General features: G+C 66.8%; 12 protein-coding genes and 5 tRNA genes. 11 read left to right on the plus strand and 6 right to left on the minus strand.

Annotation, left to right across the window (positions count from 1 at the left end):
- Nucleotides 1-9 precede the first annotated feature (9 nt).
- The 6 genes from gpmI to C2L80_RS01030 all read left to right on the plus strand — a co-directional run bounded on the left by gpmI (nt 10) and on the right by C2L80_RS01030 (nt 7057).
- The gene (gene gpmI, locus C2L80_RS01005; RefSeq protein WP_087196147.1) at nt 10-1578 is read left to right on the plus strand and encodes a 2,3-bisphosphoglycerate-independent phosphoglycerate mutase; all 1569 of its coding nucleotides are present in this window, start codon (nt 10-12) and stop codon (nt 1576-1578) included.
- 302 nt (nt 1579-1880) lie between these two features.
- Complete coding sequence (secG, locus tag C2L80_RS01010) at nt 1881-2132, plus strand: preprotein translocase subunit SecG (protein WP_087196149.1); 252 nt, start codon at nt 1881-1883, stop codon at nt 2130-2132.
- Nucleotides 2133-2483: 351 nt separating this feature from the next.
- On the plus strand, nt 2484-5048 hold the full coding sequence (gene feoB, locus C2L80_RS01015) for a ferrous iron transport protein B (RefSeq protein WP_087196151.1): 2565 nt from the start codon (nt 2484-2486) through the stop codon (nt 5046-5048).
- A gap of 151 nt (nt 5049-5199) precedes the next feature.
- Nucleotides 5200-5288 (plus strand) — tRNA-Leu (locus C2L80_RS01020).
- 158 nt (nt 5289-5446) lie between these two features.
- Nucleotides 5447-6352: a cation diffusion facilitator family transporter gene (locus C2L80_RS01025; protein WP_087196152.1), complete on the plus strand. Its 906-nt coding sequence runs from the start codon at nt 5447-5449 to the stop codon at nt 6350-6352.
- Nucleotides 6353-6367: 15 nt separating this feature from the next.
- Nucleotides 6368-7057, plus strand: a complete 690-nt coding sequence (locus C2L80_RS01030) for an HAD family hydrolase (RefSeq protein ID WP_224759234.1) — start codon at nt 6368-6370, stop codon at nt 7055-7057.
- A 355-nt stretch (nt 7058-7412) separates the two neighbouring features.
- On the opposite strand, the gene C2L80_RS01035 is transcribed toward C2L80_RS01030, so the two are convergent.
- Nucleotides 7413-7487, minus strand: a tRNA-Val gene (locus C2L80_RS01035).
- A 1084-nt stretch (nt 7488-8571) separates the two neighbouring features.
- Between C2L80_RS01035 and C2L80_RS01040 the strand changes: the two genes are divergently transcribed.
- The 3 genes from C2L80_RS01040 to C2L80_RS01050 all read left to right on the plus strand — a co-directional run bounded on the left by C2L80_RS01040 (nt 8572) and on the right by C2L80_RS01050 (nt 8903).
- A tRNA-Gly gene (locus C2L80_RS01040) sits at nt 8572-8647 on the plus strand.
- 68 nt (nt 8648-8715) lie between these two features.
- Nucleotides 8716-8789: transfer RNA gene (locus tag C2L80_RS01045), tRNA-Cys, on the plus strand.
- A 38-nt stretch (nt 8790-8827) separates the two neighbouring features.
- Nucleotides 8828-8903 (plus strand) — tRNA-Gly (locus C2L80_RS01050).
- A 42-nt stretch (nt 8904-8945) separates the two neighbouring features.
- Here C2L80_RS01050 and C2L80_RS14620 read toward each other — a convergent pair.
- The gene (locus C2L80_RS14620; protein ID WP_338049459.1) at nt 8946-9524 is read right to left on the minus strand and encodes a zinc ribbon-containing protein; all 579 of its coding nucleotides are present in this window, start codon (nt 9522-9524) and stop codon (nt 8946-8948) included.
- Here C2L80_RS14620 and C2L80_RS01060 point away from each other — a divergent pair.
- Nucleotides 9418-10617 (plus strand): GAF domain-containing sensor histidine kinase, encoded by a 1200-nt coding sequence (locus C2L80_RS01060; protein WP_092200413.1) that lies wholly within the window; start codon nt 9418-9420, stop codon nt 10615-10617. The genes C2L80_RS14620 and C2L80_RS01060 overlap by 107 nt on opposite strands.
- Entirely contained in the window at nt 10614-11258 is a 645-nt protein-coding gene (locus tag C2L80_RS01065) for a response regulator (RefSeq protein ID WP_092200410.1), read from the plus strand. Before C2L80_RS01060 ends, C2L80_RS01065 begins: the two co-directional genes overlap by 4 nt.
- Nucleotides 11259-11449: 191 nt before the next feature.
- Here the strand turns inward: C2L80_RS01065 and C2L80_RS01070 are convergent, their stop codons facing one another.
- From C2L80_RS01070 to C2L80_RS01085, 4 genes are read right to left on the minus strand one after another with little or no spacing between them, the layout of a single operon-like run.
- Nucleotides 11450-12340: a 4Fe-4S binding protein gene (locus C2L80_RS01070; protein WP_092200407.1), complete on the minus strand. Its 891-nt coding sequence runs from the start codon at nt 12338-12340 to the stop codon at nt 11450-11452.
- Entirely contained in the window at nt 12337-12594 is a 258-nt protein-coding gene (locus C2L80_RS01075) for a chaperone NapD (RefSeq protein ID WP_092200404.1), read from the minus strand. Before C2L80_RS01075 ends, C2L80_RS01070 begins: the two co-directional genes overlap by 4 nt.
- Before the next feature lie 58 nt (nt 12595-12652).
- On the minus strand, nt 12653-12985 hold the full coding sequence (locus C2L80_RS01080; protein WP_092200401.1) for a nitrate reductase cytochrome c-type subunit: 333 nt from the start codon (nt 12983-12985) through the stop codon (nt 12653-12655).
- A gap of 9 nt (nt 12986-12994) precedes the next feature.
- Nucleotides 12995-15535, minus strand: a complete 2541-nt coding sequence (locus tag C2L80_RS01085; protein ID WP_092200398.1) for a molybdopterin-dependent oxidoreductase — start codon at nt 15533-15535, stop codon at nt 12995-12997.
- Between the last annotated feature and the right edge of the window lie 35 nt (nt 15536-15570).

Here is a 15570-nt window from a genome sequence, read left to right on the forward strand (position 1 = left end):
GCGAGCGAAATGAGCGGACTCGAAGAAGCCCGGACGGCGAAGGACGGCCTTGCGCTGCCCGTCTGCCTCGTGATCATGGACGGCTTCGGCCTTGCCGAGCCGGGGCCCGGAAACGCCATCTCCCAGGCGCGCACGCCGAACCTCGACGCGCTTTTCGCCGAGCGTCCCTGGACGAGGCTCGAGGCGTCGGGCGAGGCCGTGGGCCTTCCCGCGGGGCAGATGGGCAACTCCGAGGTGGGGCACCTCAACATCGGCGCGGGACGGGTGGTCCACCAGGAGCTCACGCGCATCAACCGCGCCTGCGCCGACGGCTCGCTGGCTGCGAACCCCGTGCTGGGCGGCGCGTTCTCGGCGGCCGCCCAACCTGGAGCGGCGCTGCACCTCATGGGCCTCGTGTCCGACGGGGGCGTGCACTCCTCCAACGCCCATCTCTACGCCCTCATGCGCGCCGCGAAGGCCGCCGGCGTGGCCCGCATCGCCCTGCACTGCTTCATGGACGGCCGCGACGTGCCGCCGAAGAGCGGGGCGGGCTACCTCGAAGAGCTCGAGTCCGTGGTGGCCGAGCTTGCCGACGACGGCTGCGCCGTCGAGATCGCCAGCATCTCCGGGCGCTACTACGCGATGGACCGCGACAAGCGTTGGGAGCGCGTCGAGCGTGCCTGGCGCGCCGTGGTGCGGGCCGAGCCGCGCACGGACGCGTCTGCGCGCGAGGTGATGGAGGCCTCCTACGCCGCCGGCGTCACCGACGAGTTCGTCGAGCCCGTGGCGCTTTCCGGCCGGGGCGTGCGCGACGGCGACGCCGTGGTGTTCTTCAACTTCCGTCCCGACCGCGCCCGCGAGCTCACGCGCGCGATGGCGGATCCCTCCTTCGACGGCTTCGCGCGCGGGGCGTGGCCCCAGGTGGGTTTCGTGTGCCTGACCGAGTACGACCCGGACATCCCCGCGCCGGTGGCCTTCCCCAAGGAGTTTCCCGAGGACGTGCTGGCCGACGTGCTGGCCGCGGCGGGCCTGCGCCAGTACCACATCGCCGAGACCGAGAAGTACGCCCACGTGACGTTCTTTTTCAACGGCGGGCGCGAGGAGCCGAAGGCGGGCGAGGAGCGCGCGCTCATCCCCAGCCCCAAAGTGGCCACCTACGACCTGCAGCCCGAGATGAGCGAGCCGGAGGTGGCGCGGACGCTGGCGGCGGCCATCGACGCTGACGCGGCCGACGTGTACGTCGTGAACTTCGCCAACCCCGACATGGTGGGGCACACGGGCGTGATCCCCGCCGCGGTGGCGGCCGTGGAGGCCGTGGACGCGGGCGTGGGCGAGGTGCTGGCCGCGCTCGAGCGCAAGGGCGGCGTCGCGCTCGTGACGGCCGACCACGGCAACGCCGACAAGATGATCGCCGACGACGGCACGCCGCATACGGCCCATACGACGGCCCTCGTGCCCCTCGTCCTGGTGGACTACGCGGGCACGGGGCGCGAGCTCGACGGACGCCGGGGGGCGCTCTGCGACATCGCGCCCACGCTGCTTGCCCTCATGGGCCTCGACGCGCCGCAGGCCATGACGGGCAAGAGCCTTCTGACCTGACCGGATTCGCTTCGAAAAGGGAGAGGCCTGTGCGGTCGTCCCCGCGGATCGAGCCGTCGGGCGCCGCGCCGCGTTCGACGCTTCCGGCGGTCGGCCGTCTGTCGCGCTTCGAAGAGGGGCGCGATCGGTCAAGCCGAACGCGCGGTGCCCCTCTGCGACTTCGTTCGGGGCGTCTGCTTCGACCGTCGATCGCGGCGCTTTGCGGTCGGCGAGCACCTTCTTCCTTGCCTTTGCGGTTGGGTTTCGCTATACTTGTCCACTTGCATACTGTTGTCAACATTGTTTGAAGGAAGAGGGAAGCCTTGAATCCGCTCCTCATCATCATGCTCGTCCTGCTCGTCCTGTCGGGCATCGGCCTCATCGTGTTCATCCTGCTGCACTCCGGCAAGGGCACCGGCATCTCCGACATGATCGCGAGCTCGGTGTACTCCACGCAGACCGGCACGAGCATCGTCGAGAAGAACCTCGACCGCATCACCATCGCCCTTGCGATCGTGTTCATGCTGTCGCTCATCGTGCTCATGATCGTCTATCCGAAAGGATCGATCGGATAGCGTGCCGCCGCAAGCCGCGTCTTCTCGCTTTTCCGGTGCCGTCCGCGCGGGTTCGCCCGTTCGGGCGGCATTTCGTTTCAGTGCTTGCGCGATGCGCGGTGCGAGGGATGGAGTCGGGAAGCGAGCGCGGGGAGGCGAAAGGGCAGTGCGGGCTTCGGTTCGAAAAGCCGTTCGGCCAAAGCGCGGGGGCTTTTCGCAGCGGGCGCGACCAGGCTTCGGATTGCGGCGAATCGCTTGTTGCCGCAAAGGCTTTCGTTCGTTGCGGCCGGTTTCGGGTTACCATGTGCTTCGGGCCTTTTGACGGGCGAGACTGCAGGGCGGGGCTGTCCCGCCGATACGAGGAGACGGACGTTGGCAACACTGGACGATCTTCCCATTGGGAAAACTGCGACCGTGGCCGCCGTGGGCGGCGAGGGGTCGCTGCGGCAGCATTTCTTGGACATGGGCATCGTACCGTCGGTCGATGCCACCATGGTGAAGCATGCGCCCCTGGGCGATCCTCTCGAGGTGCGCGTTCGCGGCTACGAGTTGACGCTCAGGCGCGATGACGCGCGCAAGATCGAGGTCGTCGACGTGCGCGACGCGCCGGACGCGCCGGAAGGGTCCGTTTCCGGCAAGCCCGTCCCCCATCCGGGTTTGGGCGAAGGGGGCAGGTTCCATGATCGCTCCAAAGAGCATCCCCTGCCGGAAGGCACGCCGCTCACGTTCGCGCTCGTGGGCAACCAGAACTGCGGCAAGACGACGCTGTTCAACCAGCTGACGGGTTCGAACCAGCACGTGGGCAACTTCCCCGGCGTGACGGTGGACCGCAAGGACGGCTGCATCAAGGGACATCCCGAGGCGCTGGTCACCGACCTGCCGGGCATCTACTCCATGTCTCCCTACTCGAGCGAAGAGGTGGTGACGCGCCGCTTCCTGCTCGACGAGCGGCCGCGCGGCATCATCAACATCGTGGACGCCACGAACGTCGAGCGCAACCTGTACCTCACGATGCAGCTCATGGAGCTAGGCTACCCGATGGTGCTGGCCCTCAACATGATGGACGAGGTGGAGGGCAACGGCGGCACCATCCACGTGAACGAGATGGAGAAGCTGCTGGGCATCCCCGTCGTGCCCATCTCGGCGTCGAAAAACGAGGGCATCGGCGAGCTGGTGGACCATGCGCTGCACGTCGCGCGCTTCCAAGAGCCGCCCGTGCGCCAGGATTTCTGCGCGCCCGACGAGCACGGCGGTGCCGTGCACCGGTGCCTGCACAGCATCATGGCGCTCATCGAAGATCACGCCGAGCGCGCGGGCATCCCGCCGCGCTTCGCCGCGAGCAAGCTGGCCGAGGGCGACGAGCTGGTGCTCGAACGCCTCGAGCTCGATCAGAACGAGAAGGACGCGCTCGAGCACATCATCGCGCAGATGGAAGCCGAGCGCGGCCTTGACCGTTCGGCGGCCATCGCCGATATGAGGTTCGGCTTCATCGGGCGGGTGTGCGAGCGGACGGTGGTGAAGCCGCAGGAGAGCCGCGAGCATGCGCGCAGCATGCGCATCGACAAGCTGCTCACCGGGCCGTTCACGGCCATCCCCGCGTTCGTCGCCATCATGGCGCTCGTGTTCTGGCTCACGTTCAACGTGGTGGGGGCGTGGTTGTCGGAGATGCTCGATGCGGGCATCTCCGCGCTCACCGACGCAGTGGCGTCGGGGCTTGCGACCGCGCAGGTGAACGAGGTGCTGCAATCGCTCGTCATCGACGGCGTGTTCAACGGCGTGGGCAGCGTGCTCAGCTTCCTGCCCACCATCGTCACGCTGTTCTTCTTCCTGTCGCTTTTGGAGGATTCGGGGTACATGGCGCGCGTGGCGTTCGTCATGGACAAGCTGCTGCGGCGCATCGGGTTGTCGGGACGCTCCATCGTGCCCATGCTCGTGGGTTTCGGCTGCACGGTGCCGGCGGTCATGGCCAGCCGCACGCTGCCGTCCGAGCGCGACCGCAAGATGACCATTCTGCTCACGCCGTTCATGAGCTGCTCGGCGAAACTGCCCATCTACGCGTTCTTCACGGCCGCCTTCTTCCCGGCGAACGGCGCCGCGGTGATGGTGGGCCTGTACTTCGGCGGCATCGCGGTGGGCGTGCTCGTGGCCCTTCTCATGCGTTCGACGATGTTCTCGGGCGAGGCCGTTCCGTTCGTCATGGAGCTGCCGAGCTACCGCATGCCGAGCGCGCGCAACGTGGCGCAGATGCTGTGGGAGAAGGCGAAGGACTTCCTCGAGCGCGCGTTCACCGTCATCTTCGTCGCCACCATCGTCATCTGGTTCTTGCAGACGTTCGACTTCGGGCTGAACGTGGTGGCCGATTCGCAGGACAGCATCCTGGCCGTGGTGGCGGGGTGGATCGCGCCGATGTTCGCGCCGCTTGGCTTCGGCGACTGGCGCGTCTCCACGGCGCTTGTCACGGGCGTCATGGCTAAGGAGAGCGTTGTCTCCACGTTGTCGGTGCTGTTCGGCTCGACCGCGACGCTCGTGGCGACCATCACGCCGCTTGCGGCGATCGGCCTTTTGGTGTTCTGCCTGCTGTACACGCCCTGCATCGCGGCCATCGCGTCGGTGAGGCGCGAGTTGGGAGGCCGCTGGGCCCTTGGCATGGCGTTCGGGCAGCTTGCGGTTGCGTGGACGGCGGCGCTGGCCGTGCGCGGCGTGGGGCTGGCGTTGGGCGCGGGGCCTGCGGGCGCGGCGAGTTTGGCCGTGGCGGCGTTGGTGGCGGCGCTTGCCGTGATCGCGTTGCGGCGTATGAGGCTCAGGGAGCGTGCGGGCGGGAAAGGAAGCGCGTGCGATGGCTGTGAGGGTTGCGCTGCGGTGTCGGAGGATCCCGCCGATATTGGCTTTGATGCGCCGTCCGATTCCGAAGAGCCCGCAGGCACGGTCGTCCGGTAGCGTCGGACGGGGTTGCGGGCGTGACGGGACTCCGATATCTGCCCGGCAAGCGCGCGAGGATCGGCGATTGCGGGGAAATTTGCGAAATTTCCCTCTTCACAACAAAGAGGGGTTCGGGTAGAATAACCACCGTTGCGTTTGAGGGCAACAAGTCGGAGTGGTGGAACGGCAGACACGCTAGCTTGAGGTGCTAGTGCCCATCTAACGGGTGTGCGGGTTCAAATCCCGCCTCCGACACCATGAAAGCGAAAGCCGGCCATGGCCGGCTTTTTTGTCGTTCGCGAAGCGCGCCTCTTTCCGCTGCGCGTTTTCGAGGCGCGCCTTTCCGGCCTCGCCGGACGGTGCGCGTCCGCCGGATGCGCGGATCGCGGATCGGGCGGCTGCGAAAGGGGGTTTCCATGGCCCGGGCGTTTGCGGCCAACAATCCGGTTTCCGATCGCATGCGCTCCATCCGGCGGGTGCTGTGGACCATTTTGCTGCTGAACCTGGGGGTGGCGGCGGCGAAGTACGCCTGGGGAACGATCAGCGGGTCGGCCTCGATGCAGGCCGACGGCATCCATTCGGTGTTCGATTCGGCGGGCAATGTGGTGGGGCTCGTCGGCATCTCGCTCGCGGCCCGTCCGGCAGACGCGGGGCATCCCTACGGGCATGCGAAGTTCGAGACGTATGCGAGCCTCGTGATCGGCGTGCTCTTGCTGTTGGCCGCGTTCGAGGTGGGATCGAGCGCGGCGGCGAAGCTTGCTGCGGGGTCGTACACCGCCGAGGTGGGGCCGATGTCGTTTGTCGTGATGGCGGGCACGCTCGCGGTCAATCTGGGAGTGACCGTCTACGAGCGGCGCTTCGCCAAGCGCCTCAAAAGCGAGGTTCTTGCCGCCGACGCGAACCACACGCTTTCCGACGCGCTCGTCTCGGTGGGCGTCATCGCAGGCCTTGCGGCCGTGGCGCTCGGGTTTCCCATGGCCGATCCGATCATGGCGCTCGTGGTGACGGCCGCCATTCTTGCCACGGCCTACGACGTCTTCAAGCACGCGCTCGCCACGCTCTCCGACCGCGCGCGCATCCCCGAGGGCGATCTGCGCGCTGCGGCGTTGGCAGTGCCTGGGGTGAGGGGCGTCCACCGCATCCGAACGCGCGGCACGGAAGGGGAGGTCTATGCGGATCTGCACGTGCTGGTGGATCCCTCCATGACCGTGGCCGACGCCCATCGCTTGGCCGACGAGGTCGAAGCTGACATCAAGGAGCGCTTCGCGAACGTGATCGAGGTGCTCGTCCATATCGAGCCGAACGACGGCCACGAGGACTAGGGGAGGGGGCCTGTGGTGCGGGAGGTGCTCTTCGACGTGGGATCGACGCTCGTCAGACCCTGCCCGTCGGTGGCCGAGACGATGGCGCGTGTGGCGGCTGAACGGGGCCATGCGCTTTCCACAGACGACTTTGCCGTGCACATGCCGGCCATGGAGGCGTTCTACGAGGCCGAGTACCGTCGCGACGGCGACTTCTGGTGCTCGCAGGAGGGGTCGACGACCATATGGCTTGACCAGTACCGGCTCGTGTGCCGCCGGATGGGGCTTGAGCACGATGCCGAGGGGATGGCGCGGGCCGTGCACGAGGCGTACCGGAAGCCGGGGCAGTGGGGGGTCTATCCCGACGTCTCGGCGTGCCTGGACGGCCTTGAGGAGCGGGGCTTCGCGCTCGGCGTCGTGTCGAACTGGGACGCCGGATTGGAGGGCTTGCTGCAAGGGTTGCGCCTCCTGCCGCGCTTCGGAGCGGTGGTGGCGAGCGCGGCGCTCGGACGCCGCAAGCCCGATCCCGCCATCTTCGAGGCCGCCTGCGCTGCGCTGGGGGTGCCGCCTTCCGAGGCCGTGCATGTGGGGGACCGGCCCGATGCCGATGGCGACGGGGCGGCGGCCGCGGGCATCCGTCCCGTGATCGTCGACCGCGCGGGAGCCGAGGAGGGCTGCGGCTACGAGCGCATCCGAAGGCTCACCGATCTGTTAGAGCTGCTCTAACGCGATGCGGTCGAAGGGAAGGGCGCGTGGTTTTCGAAGGAGCGTGCGCCGACGTCTCTGCGGAGGCCGTGCGCTCGCTCGCGGCCCTGCGCGCCGGAGCGCTGCTCCGCAAGAGGCGCTTCGATCGACCTCTGCGGCTTCGATCGCGCTCAGCTGCGATGCGCGCTGTCGGAGGACGACATGGCGGCTCGGCTGGCGGGAAGCTGTTCGCAGGGGGCTGGAGGCCGACCTCGGTTTTGGAGGCGGGGACGGAGCGGGTTCGCGCCGGTGCGCCCCGATTGCGTCCTGAGGGCGCCTTCGGGCTTGGGAAAAAGAAAAGGTCACCGGCAAACTCATCCGATGACCTGGTCTTTCATGGTGGGCGATACAAGATTTGAACTTGTGACCCCTACCGTGTCAAGGTAGTGCTCTCCCCCTGAGCTAATCGCCCATGAACGCAGACTGCAGAACGTCGTTCCGTGCCAGCGAGCAAGTAGTTTACCAGATCGTCGCGTTCTGTCAAAGGCTCTTTTCAAAAAACTTGCGAGATGTCGCGCCCTGGTCGCCCTGCTTGAATCGCGAAGCCATCCGAACACTTGGTGTTTTCTCCCGCATTCACCCGAACATGTTCGGCTGGGTCTGGTCTGCTCCTTTCCCGAGAGGCCCCCCGAAGGGGCTCCGGTCGTGGCTCATGGCTTGGTTGCGGTCGAGCGTTCGATTGCTCATGGAGGCGGTTGGGCGGGGAGAAGCGGTGATCGCGTCTTGCGTCCAATTTTGGTCGCGCTCGCGTCGTCGGCTCTTGGTGCTGCTGAAGGGCTCGGGAGCGCGGCAGCTATTGAGGCGGCGGGCCCCTTGCTTGCATGCGGCGAAGCTAGACGAACGAATGGTAAAGAATCCAGGAACTATTCTTGATATTTTACCGAACGTAGGCGATCAGGCTTCCGATGCGGCTCGAATCAGAGGAATTCGGTAATATATGAATCAATTTCTCTCCATGCATTACCGTTTGGGTTTTCGGCAGGGTTGGATTCTCCCTTGCATGGACCAGATTGGTAAAATATGGTGCGGAAGCTTGGAAAAAATTACCATGGTTGCAGTGTCCCGAGCTGGGATGCGCATCCGAGGTGCGCGTCGGTCCTGCCGTGCGTTCACGCGGTCGGCGAGCAGTGAGGAAGCTTGTCGGTCTGCGGCGAACGCCCATGCTCGCCATGCGGCGACAGGAGGCGTTTCGCATCGAGCACTAAAGGGTGAGCCCCGAGCGCTTGCATCGGCTCTCCGACTCCCGGTTCGACGTGCGGACGTGTTTTTTCTCCCTTTGCGTGGAAGGGCGGTGCTCGAAACCGTCTGCGACCGCTTTGCTTTCCCGGGCGATCGCCGAGCGCTTGGGAAAGCGGCTTTCGCGCGATCTCCCGCATTGCCCGTGTTGCTGCGTTGCCGCCGCGCTGCCCGCATCGCCCGTGCTTTCTTGCGGATAAAAAATCGAAAATCAGGGCTTGCGCGAACGAATGCGTTCCATTATTATATTTCCTCGCGACGCGGACGTGGCTCAGCTGGTAGAGCACGACCTTGCCAAGGTCGGGGTCGCGGGTTCGAACCCCGTCGTCCGCTCCATCGTCTACGAGAGGCCGGTCATACGTAAAGGTTTTGGCCGGCCCTTTTCATGACGGTGCCGCCGAGATGGCGACGTGGCCAAGTGGTAAGGCAGAGGCCTGCAAAGCCTTCACCCCCGGTTCGAATCCGGGCGTCGCCTCCAACCGCTTCTGGCGAAAGCGGTGCTTGACAAGTTGATATGCGGACGTGGCTCAGCTGGTAGAGCACGACCTTGCCAAGGTCGGGGTCGCGGGTTCGAACCCCGTCGTCCGCTCCATGAAACGCGCAGCCCCGCCTTCAACAGGCGGGGCTTTTCGCATCAGTCGCCCTTCACCTTTTCGAACTCGTGGTGCCCGCAGTTCGGGCAAGCGGGAAGGGCTTCTTTGTCGCTTGCGAGGCGCACGACGTAGCCGCAGTGCTTGCAGCGGTACGCCCCTTCGCCGGGCTTGTCGCCGGTCTTGTACTCCATGGTCGGCTCCTTTCTGCTCGCTGGCTCGCTCCACGCTACCATGCGCGCGCCGTCTGCGGGCGGCGGTTCTTCAACGGCTTTCCGTCCGGCTGGCGACGACCGCTTCCGGACGAGATGTCGGCGGTGCGGGACCGGTCGCCTCGAATCGAGCGGCACCGAAGGGTTGAAACCTGTGCAAACCGGTCGATTTAAGGGATAATGGCAAGGCGAGGCGATCGACGGCGACGGGCGTCGGCGCACGGTGACCGCGAGGCCCGCAAGCGCGGCGGTTCGCACGACGAGGGGCGAGGGCGAGGGGAAAGGTGGGAGGCGCGAAGGTTCGATGGGGGCTTCTAACTTCAGCGAGGAGACGCTTTCTGGAGGCGACAGCGTGTATGCGGCCGCAGTCGAGGAGATCAAGGCCGCTTTCGGGTTCGACTTCGTCTCCATCGGCCTGACGGCATTCGTCGGCGCGCCGCTCAAATGGGTCTACAGCGCGGGCGCCACCAGCGAGAGGCATCGGCGCATCGTGCTCATGCCCGGCCACGGCATCGGGGGCATAGCCGTCAAGTCTGGAAAGCCCATGATGTTCTCGAACATCGACGAGGAGATCGATCCGCGCGAGTACTCGTCTTACCCTATCGTGTTCGCCGAAGACCTGCACGGCTTCTGCGCCCTGCCGCTCACGAGGGGCAAGCGCGTGGTGGCGGTGCTGCTCGTGGCGTTTCGGACGGTGAGCGAGGCCCATGAGGGAGCGTACCGGTGCCTGATCGAGCACCTTGGGGGCCGGCTTCTCGACATGGACGTCGTGTCGAGCGACTTCATGAACTTCGAGAACGTCGTGACGGGCAGACGCGCCGACGCTAAGACGAACCCCATTTCCGTGCGTTCGGAGCTCTCGCGCGTCATCGCCGCGCAGGAAGACGAGCGCAAACGCATATCGCGCGAGCTGCACGACGGCATCGCGCAGGAGCTTTTGTCCGTGTCGCTTTCCATCAGGCGCCTCGCCGCGCATGTCGACGAGGAGGGGTCGGCGCTCGTCGCCGAGGCGAACGGCGCTATCGACCGCATCCTCGACGAGCTGCACAACATCTCGGTGGAGCTGCGTCCCTCCGCTTTGGACCATCTGGGATTCGAGGCGGCGCTGCGCTCCCAGGCGGCCGTGTTCGAGCGCACCTACGGCACGGAGATCGTTTTCGAGGGCAACCTGTCCCGTACCCGCTTCGACCAGGCCCTCGAGACCCAGGCTTACCGCATCTGCCAAGAGGCCATCCTGAACGCGTGCAAGTACTCGGGTGCGGACAAGGTGTACCTGTCCCTCGAGGACGCCGACGGCTGGCTGCACGCCTCCATCATCGACCATGGGTGCGGTTTCGACACGGAGAAGCCCTCCGTCAAGGGGAGCGGATGCGGCCTTGCGGGAATGCGGGAGCGCGCGAGCGTGATCGGGGCGATGCTCAGCTTGAGATCGGGAGCCGAAGGCACGACGATCACGCTCGTCGCGCCGATGAGCGTGGCTGAAGGCAAGGAGGCGGCGCTATGATACGGGTTATGCTGGCCGATGACCACGAGGTGGTCCGCTCGGGCCTCAGGATGCTCCTCGAACAGGACCCCGGCATCAAGGTGGTGGCCGAGGCGGCCGACGGCGCGCAGGCCTACGCCGTGGCGGCGCGCGAGAAGCCCGACATCCTGCTCATGGACATCTCCATGCCTCCCGGCCAAAGCGGCCTTGTGGCATGCGAGAAGATCGCGAAGGACCTGCCTTCCACCAAAGTGGTCATCCTCACGATGTTCGCCGAGCCCGAGTACCTGTTCTACACGCTGCGCGGGGGAGCGGCGGGCTACGTGCTGAAGAACTCGACGTCCGAAGAGCTCCTAGCTGCGGTGCGCGCCGTGGCCGAAGGCGGCAGCTACGTCCACCCGAAGATGACGGCGCTGCTCACCAAGCAGCTCGTGGGAGAGGGCGGGGAGGAGGACCGTTCCTACCGCCAGCTGTCGAATCGCGAGTTGGAGATCCTCCAGCTTCTGGCCAAGGGGTACACGAACAAGGAGATATCCGAGCAGATATTCCTCTCGGTGAAGACCGTTGAGGCCCACCGTTCCAAGATCTACCAGAAGCTTGGGCTGAAGACCCGCGCCGACCTCGTGGACTACGCCCTCAGGCACAAGCTGCTGAACGTGTAGCCCCTGCGCGCGGCGCGGACGCGCCCTCTTCCGCGCATGGCGTCTTGGCCCCCGTCTCTTGCAGAGCATCCGAGCGCCGGCGTGCCGGCGGGGTCCCGCGCGCCGTTCGAGCAACCCGCAGGGTCGTTCTGACAGCGCGCAGGGCCCCGCCTGTTCGCGCGCGTCCAAGCGCGCCAGAGGGAGGAGAGCGCCTACTTGTGCGCCTTCGCCTTCGGCTTCGCCGTCCGGCCCAGGGCGAGCGACAGGGCGCGCGTAGGGCAGGCGTCCACACAGGCGCCGCAGGCCATGCAGTCGCCGGCGCGCACGATGACGTCGTCTCCGTCGAGCGCGGGCGAGAGGATGGCCGGGTCGGCCAGGCACGCCCGCCGGCACACGTCGCAGCGGACGCATGCCTTATGGTCGATCCTCACGTTCGCCTGGCCCGCGCGGCCGAGCGCTTCGTAGAAGCCGCCGAGCGGGCAGAGCGCGCGGCACCACACGCGCCGTCCCCAGAACAGCTCCGCGAGCACGATGGCCAGAAGCGTCCATACGCCTGCGGTCGCCCCGAAGAGGATACCTTTGTTCATGGCGCTGATGGGGGAGAAGGATTCGAACACCGGCACGCTCGTCAATGCCGAGAGCGCGAGCACGCAAAGCGCGATCCACAGCTTCGCATGGCGCGGCACGGGAGCCTCGCGCACCTCGATGCCGAACTTGCGCCGCAGGGCGTCCACACCTTCGAGCAGCAGGTTCACGGGGCAGATCCAGCCGCAGAACGCGCGTCCCCGCACAAGCCCATACACCGCGAGCACCGGCAGCGCAGCGAGGAGCCACTCGACCTCGAACGTCTTCGCGGCGGCGATCGTCTCGAGCATCGCGAACGGGTCGAGCACCTCCGCGCCGAGGATGGTGGTGGAGGAGAGGCTGCCGAAAAACGGCAGGTCGGCCGGCGTAGGCAGGGCGTCGTCCGTACCGAAGCCGATGCCGAGAAGCCCCCAGCCCGCCATGACGAGCGGCGCGGCGAACAGGACGAGGGCGCCTGCCTGCACGATGCGCCGCGCGACGGTCCAGCGCCCGGGGCGCCTCTTCGTCGCCTCGCTCATCGCGCGACGTCCGGATAGAGCGACGGGTCGTCCTCGAAGTTGGCGTACACGAGGTTGACCCCGGTCACGCCCGCGACGCCGATGAAGTCGCTCGCGATGCGGTGCGAGTCGTCCACCGTATCGGCCTCGATGGTGACGACGAGCTTGCAGCCGTTCGTCTCGTGCACCTCGACGCCCGCGCGGCCGGACAGCTCGCGCGCCACCTCGTCGGTGCGCTCGGGCGTCGTCTCGACGACCAGGCTCGAAATGACCATGATGACCTCCTTGCGTGGCGAGAGCCCCCGGACCCTTCGGTCCGGGGGCGGTTTTTCACTACCCCTGCGAATGGCAGGTGATGCACTGGTCGTGCGTGGGGTTGAGCTCCTGCGTGCTTGAGCTGCCGTCTTCGTAATGGTCCTCGGGCAGGGCGGTCGATCCGGTCAGCATGGGGTTGGCCAGATCGTTCGCCCCGTGGCAGCCGTAGCAGCCGTTCGCGCCGAGCTGCTCGAAGCGGCCCTCGTGCCCCGGAGGCATCAAAGGCGGCGCTCCGGGCGGCACGTCGGCGTTCACGTCCTCTTTCTGCGGCTGGCCGCTGCATCCGACGACGGCTCCCGCTCCCAGCGCCATCGCGAGCGCGAGGGCGGCGGCAACAATGCGCTTCTTCATCCTGTCCCCCTAGATCTTCTCGATGGACACGCAGGTCTTCTTGTAATCGGGCTCTTTCGACAGCGGGCAGTAGGTGTCCTGCACCGCGAGGTTGACGAGCGCCTCCTCCGCGAAGAACGGGGCGAACACCACGCCGGCGGGCGGTTCGGTGCGCCCGGCCGTGGACACCTTGATGTCGAACTGGCCGAAGCGCGACCTCACGCGCACCATGTCGCCGTCCAGCACGCCGAGCTTCTCGCAGTCCTCGGGGCTCACGTTGAGCAGCGCCTCGGGCAGCGCGCGGTCGAGCTCGGGCACGCGGCGGGTCAAGGTGCCGGTGTGCCAGTGCTCCAGAAGGCGCCCGGTGACGAAGTAGAACGGGTACTCCTCGTCGGGCTCCTCCGCCGGCGGCTCGTAGGGGCGGAACACCACCGAGGGCCTCATGTCGGTGGACTTGTAGAAGCTCACCCCGCCCGCCAGGCCGGGCGTGCCGTAGGTGGCCACGCCCACCTCGTCGAAGCCGTCGGCCTGCGCGCCGTCGGCGAAGCGCCACTTCGTGGACATCCACGTGCCGTCGACCTCGCGCACGGGCCAGGTGAGGCCGTGATGCGTCAGGTACTCGTCGTAGGGGGCGAGCTGCTTCGCCTCCATCTTGAGCTTGGCGCTCTCGTTGATCGCTTGGGCCTGCTCGTTCAAAGACGGGTTCGAGAAGACGCGGTACTCCTCCCACAGCGCCCGGTTCGTCTCGCGGTCGTCGCCCTTGAAGTCGGCGGCGTCCTTGTCGTAGATGAAGCCGAACAGGTGGTCGAAGGCGTCCTTATCGCCGATCTTCTCGCCGTCGAGCACGCGCCGCGCCACCTCCATGAACGCCCAGAGGTCCCACTTGGCCTCTCCCGGCGGGTCGACGGCCTTCTCGAACACGGCGGTGCGGCGCTCGGCGTTGCCGAACTGCCCCTCGCGCTCCACCCACAGCGCAACGGGCAGCACCACGTCGGCGTATTGGGTGGACAGGGTGGGATAGACCTCGTTGACCACGATGAACGTGTCGAAGATGCCGCGGTTCTCGTCGCCCATGCCGAGGAAGCGGGTGAGGTTGGGCATGGACTGCGCCCAGTTGTTGTGGGCGCTCCACAGAAAGTCGATGTTGCCCTTCGACATCTCGCGGAACATCTTCACCGTGTGCATGCCGGGGGCCTTGATGGCGTCGAGGTGGCCTTCGGGCAGGTCCCAGACGGCCTCGGTGAAGCGGCGGTGCTGCTCGTTGGCCACGAGCAGGTCGGCGGGAAGGCGGTGGCAGAACGTGCCGACCTCGCGGGCGGTGCCGCAGGCGGTGGGCTGGCCCGTCAGCGAGAAGGGGCCGCAGCCGGGGCGCGCGATCTTGCCCGAGAGCAGGTGGATGTTGTAGATGTTGTGGTTCATCCACGTGCCGCGGTTGTGCTGGTTCACGCCCATCGTCCACAGCGACATGACCTTGGCGTCGGGGTCGGCGAACACCTCGGCCAGCTCGCGCAGGTCCTCGGCGGGCACGCCGGAGAGCTCGGAGACGTATTCGAACGTGTAGGGGGAGAGGCGCTCGGCGTACTCCTCGAAGGTGATGGCGCTCACGTTCTCGGCGGTCTTGCCGGCCTCGGTTTGCTCGTAGTCGTCCATGGTGGCGTTGCCGATGTTCTCCGCCCCCTGCTTGAACTGCAGGTGGTCGTTCACGAACGCCTCGTCGTAGAGCTTGTTCTGCACGAGGTGGTTCGCGATGCAGTTGGCGATGGCCAGGTCGGTGTTCGGCTTGAAGATGAGCGTCTTGTCGGCGCTCGCGGACGTGCGCGTGGTGATGGTCCCCAGGTCGTAGTGGCGCACTCCCTCGCCCGAGAGCTTGCGCGCGGTCAGGCGCGAGTAGAGCATCGGGTGCGCCTCGGCCATGTTCGCGCCCCAGGTGACGAACACGTCGGCCTCGTCGAGGTCGGCGTAGGAGCCGGCCGGCTCGTCGGTTTGGAACACGTTCATGAAGCTCACGACGGCGCTCGCCATGCACAGCCGCGCGTTCGGGTCCACGTTGTTGGACAGAAGCCCCGCCTTGATGAACTTCGCGCACGCGTAGCCCTCGGTGATGGGCTGCTGACCCGAGAGCCAGAAGGCCAGACGGCTCTTGTCCGCCTTCCACGTCTCTTTGAGCTTGGCCGACACGAGCTCGAGCGCCTCGTCCCAGGTGGCCTCGCGCAGCCCTTCCGCCGTGCCCTTCGTGGACGCGTCGTCGCGGATGAGCGGGACGGTCAGGCGGTCGTCCCCGTAGAGGATCTTGCCCAGGTAGTAGCCTTTGACGCAGTTGAGGCCCCTGTTGGACTCGTTGTCCGGGTCTCCCGTGACGCTGATGAGCTTGTTGTCCCTCACCTCGCAGATGACCCCGCAGCCGCAGCCGCAGAACCGGCAGACGGCCGTGAACTTCTGGCCCTCCGCCTGCGCGCCGCCCTGGGCCGAGCCGCTCGCGCATCCGACGAGCGACGACAAGGTGCCCGCCGCCGCGGCGCTGGCGAGCGCCACCGCCGTGGCCTTGACGAACTGTCGTCTGGTGATGTCCATGACGTCCCTCCTGTTTCTCCCGTTGCTTTCCGTCG

This window comes from Rubneribacter badeniensis, assembly GCF_002899695.1.
GTDB lineage: Bacteria > Actinomycetota > Coriobacteriia > Coriobacteriales > Eggerthellaceae > Rubneribacter > Rubneribacter badeniensis.

Coding starts and splice junctions, on each gene's coding strand:
- C2L80_RS01085 (WP_092200398.1), bottom strand. CDS start 15,535: ATGGACATCACCAGACGACAGTTCGTCAAGGCCACGGCGGTGGCGCTC.
- gpmI (WP_087196147.1), top strand. CDS start 10: ATGAGCGGACTCGAAGAAGCCCGGACGGCGAAGGACGGCCTTGCGCTG.
- C2L80_RS01060 (WP_092200413.1), top strand. CDS start 9,418: ATGGGGGCTTCTAACTTCAGCGAGGAGACGCTTTCTGGAGGCGACAGC.
- C2L80_RS01065 (WP_092200410.1), top strand. CDS start 10,614: ATGATACGGGTTATGCTGGCCGATGACCACGAGGTGGTCCGCTCGGGC.
- C2L80_RS01080 (WP_092200401.1), bottom strand. CDS start 12,985: ATGAAGAAGCGCATTGTTGCCGCCGCCCTCGCGCTCGCGATGGCGCTG.
- C2L80_RS01075 (WP_092200404.1), bottom strand. CDS start 12,594: ATGGTCATTTCGAGCCTGGTCGTCGAGACGACGCCCGAGCGCACCGAC.
- C2L80_RS01025 (WP_087196152.1), top strand. CDS start 5,447: ATGGCCCGGGCGTTTGCGGCCAACAATCCGGTTTCCGATCGCATGCGC.
- C2L80_RS01070 (WP_092200407.1), bottom strand. CDS start 12,340: ATGAGCGAGGCGACGAAGAGGCGCCCCGGGCGCTGGACCGTCGCGCGG.
- C2L80_RS14620 (WP_338049459.1), bottom strand. CDS start 9,524: ATGGAGACGAAGTCGAACCCGAAAGCGGCCTTGATCTCCTCGACTGCG.